A 3,212-nucleotide genomic window follows, 5' to 3' on the forward strand; every position below is an offset into this window, starting at 1 on the left:
GATTACTTGGGAGATTGCAGCTGTTAGAGGATCGGTCATATCTTACGTTACTGTTGATAGGTACGGTGTCAGTGCTCGTATCTGCTATGCAGTGTTCATAAGTAGAAGCGCTGTTAGGGGTTGTAGGGCATGACACTATCAGTATTGCGTGTGAAAATATTGTGGTATTATGACGCCATACTACTTCTTTAATCGTGCTTGGCACGTGACGTGTCTTGTTGTTTTTTTTTTTTAATGCCCGGCCCCCCGCCGAGATCCACACGCTTGCGAACACGCTTCCCCGACACGCAGCGCTTCCGCTCTAACACCGGCGACGCGAGGGGCGAAGGCGATCGGCTCGGCGGCGCGCTGGCGCTGATGGCGCACGTGTGGGGCGCGCCGACGGTCGGCGTTGCCGGCGAGGAGAAGCAGCGCGCGCTGTTCGTCGAACGCAACCTGCCGGGCTGCGTGATCGTGAACGGCCTCGGCAAGCGCTTCGTCAACGAAGCCGCTCCGTATTCCGAATTCGTGCCGGCGATGTATCGCGACCATGCGCGCACCGGTGCGAGCGTTCCGGCCTGGATGGTGTTCGACGCGCGGTTTCGCCGCAAGTACCCGTGCGGGCCGATCATGCCGGCGTCGATGATGCCCGATTCACGGATTCCGGCCGCGTTCTGCGACGTGATCGTGAAAGCCGACACGATCGACGCGCTGGCCGCGCGCATCGGCGTCGATGCGGCCGGCCTGCACGACACGCTGCGCGACATGGCGCGCTATGCAGTCACCGGGATCGACGAAGCGTTCGGCAAGGGCGACAACCTGTTCGACACGTACTACGGCGATCCGCAGAACAAGCCGAACCCGTGCCTCGGGCCGGTCGACCAGGCACCGTTCTACGCGGTGCGGATCGATGCGGGCGACATCGGCACGAAGGGCGGGCTCGTCACCGACGTGCACGCCCGCGTGCTGCGCGCCGACGGCGAGCCGATCGACGGCCTCTATGCGATCGGCAACTCCAGCGCATCGATGATGGGCGCGAGCTACCCCGGCGCGGGCTCGACGCTCGGTCCGGCGATGACCTTCGGGTATCTCGCCGCCGACCACCTGGCTGCTCGCGCAGCCGACGCCGGCGGGCAGCCCGCCCGGCCATCCACGACTGAACTTGACGGAGTCCGATCATGAGCGATCTCACCACCCATCCGCTGCGCACCGACATGCTGCTCGCGATGCGCCGCCTCGCGCGCTCCGTCACGGTCATCAGCAGTGCGCACGACGGCCGGCGCTACTCGATGTCCGCGACGGCGGTCGATTCGCTGTCGACCGATCCGCCTTCGCTGCTGATCTGCATCAACCGCAGCGCGTCGCTGTATCCGCCGCTCGACGCGGGCGCCGGGTTCTGCGTGAACGTGTTGTCGGCGGCCCACGAAGGCATCGCGATCGACTGCAGCGGCCGCCTGAAGGGCGAGGCGCGCTTCACGACCGGCGACTGGCATACGTCGGCGCACGGCGTGCCGTATCTGCGCGACGCGCAGGCGAGCTTCGTGTGCGAGCAGGACGGCCGCTTCGAATACGGCACGCACACGGTGTTCATCGGGCGCATCCGCGAAGTGCTGATGAGCGGCGACGTCGATCCGCTCGTCTATCTCGACGGTGCCTACACGACGCCCGGCGCGCCGGTGGCCCGTGCGGCTGCGTGACGTGAGGAGCCGGCCATGAGCGATTCGCGCTTCCATCGGCTGACCGTTGCCGAAGTGATTGCCGAAAGCGACGACGCGTGCTCGTTCGTGTTCGACGTGCCGGCCGCGTTGCGCGACGCCTTCACGTACCGGCCCGGTCAGTTCCTGACGCTGAACGTGCCGTGCGCGGACGCGACCGTCGCGCGCTGCTATTCGCTGTCGAGCGCGCCCGGCATCGACGCCGCGCCGAAGATCACCGTCAAGCGCGTGCGCGACGGCCGTGCGTCGAACTGGCTGTGCGACCGCGTGAAGGCGGGCGACGCGCTCGACGTGCTGCCGCCGGCCGGCGTGTTCACGCCGCGCACGCTCGACGGCGACCTGTTGCTGTTCGCGGGCGGCAGCGGCATCACGCCGGTGCTGTCGATCCTGAAATCGGCGCTCGTGCACGGGCGCGGAATGTTGACGCTGATCTACGCGAACCGCGACGAACGCTCGGTGATTTTCCGCGCCGAACTGCAGCAGCTCGCGCAGCGCCATCCGGGCCGCGTGCGCGTGATCCACTGGCTCGACAGCGTGCAGGGCATCCCGCAGCAGCGCCATCTCGAGGAACTCGCGCGGCCGTTCAGCCAGCAGGAGACGTTCATCTGCGGGCCCGCGCTGTTCATGGAGAACGCGCTGGCCGCGATACTCGGCCTCGGGTTGCCGCGTTCGCGCGTGCACGTCGAGCGTTTCGCGTCGCTGCCAGATACACCCGCACAGGCTCCTGATACGACGGCGCCGGGCGCAGCGGCGGCCCCGGCATCCGGTGATGGCGCGGCGATCGAGACGGTGCTCGACGGCGACGCGTTCGCATTCGACAGCGCGCCTGGCGAGACGCTGCTCGACGCGATGCTGCGCGCGGGCGTGCCGGCGCCGAATTCCTGCCGGATGGGGCAATGCGGCGCGTGCATGTGCCGGATCGAGCGCGGCGAGGTCGCGCTCGACAGCAACCACGTGCTCGATGAAGACGAGATCGCGGCCGGCTGGACGCTCGCCTGTTGCGCACGGCCCGCGAGCGACGCGCTGCGCGTGGTGTTTCCCGACTGAGCCGTGGCGCGCCGGCGGCGCGCACGGCCATCCTGATCTATGACGATGGACAACGAAATCCTGACCACGCCCGCGCTGATCGCACGGGCAGCCGCGCGCCACGGCGCGCATCCGGCGATCGAGACGGAGCATGGCCGGCTGACTTACGCGGAACTCGACGCGGCACGTCTCGACGCGGCCCGCGCGCTGCTCGCGAGCGGCATCGCGGCCGGCGACCGCATCGCGGTGTGGGCGCCGAACCTGCCGCAATGGATCGTCGCGGCGCTGGCGATCCACACGGTCGGCGCGATCCTCGTGCCGGTCAATACGCGGATGAAGGGGATGGAGGTGGGCGGCATCCTGCACGACGGCGGCGCACGGCTGCTGTTCTGCTGCGGCACCTGCCTCGGCGAATCCTATCCGGCGATGCTCGCGCCGCACCGGCCCGCGACGCTCGAGCGCGTCGTCGTGTTCGACGGCGAGCCGCCGCCC

The 3,212-nt window shown here is 68.2% G+C and carries 3 protein-coding genes and 1 pseudogene; all 4 read left to right on the top strand.

Translation table 11 applies throughout. The features are described 5' to 3' along the window. Positions 1-300: 300 nt before the first annotated feature. A pseudogene (locus G3N93_RS37160) lies at positions 301-1,161 on the top strand (FAD-binding protein); the annotation flags it as partial. Further along, entirely contained in the window at positions 1,158-1,676 is a 519-nt protein-coding gene (locus G3N93_RS37165; protein WP_174940778.1) for a flavin reductase family protein, read from the top strand. The pseudogene G3N93_RS37160 and the gene G3N93_RS37165, both read left to right, overlap by 4 nt. Positions 1,677-1,691: 15 nt before the next feature. Then, positions 1,692-2,741, top strand: coding sequence for a ferredoxin--NADP reductase (locus tag G3N93_RS37170; RefSeq protein WP_206135255.1), 1,050 nt, complete (start codon positions 1,692-1,694; stop codon positions 2,739-2,741). Positions 2,742-2,780: 39 nt separating this feature from the next. Then, the coding region (locus G3N93_RS37175; RefSeq protein WP_206135256.1) for an AMP-binding protein at positions 2,781-3,212 on the top strand (432 nt) is incomplete at its 3' end.

The sequence above is a fragment of the Burkholderia sp. Se-20378 genome (genome assembly GCF_017104665.1).
In the GTDB taxonomy this organism is placed as follows: Bacteria; Pseudomonadota; Gammaproteobacteria; order Burkholderiales; family Burkholderiaceae; genus Burkholderia; species Burkholderia lata.

Excerpts from the sequence above, each read along its gene's own strand:
- G3N93_RS37170 (WP_206135255.1), top strand. The coding sequence starts at position 1,692 with ATGAGCGATTCGCGCTTCCATCGGCTGACCGTTGCCGAAGTGATTGCC.
- G3N93_RS37165 (WP_174940778.1), top strand. The coding sequence starts at position 1,158 with ATGAGCGATCTCACCACCCATCCGCTGCGCACCGACATGCTGCTCGCG.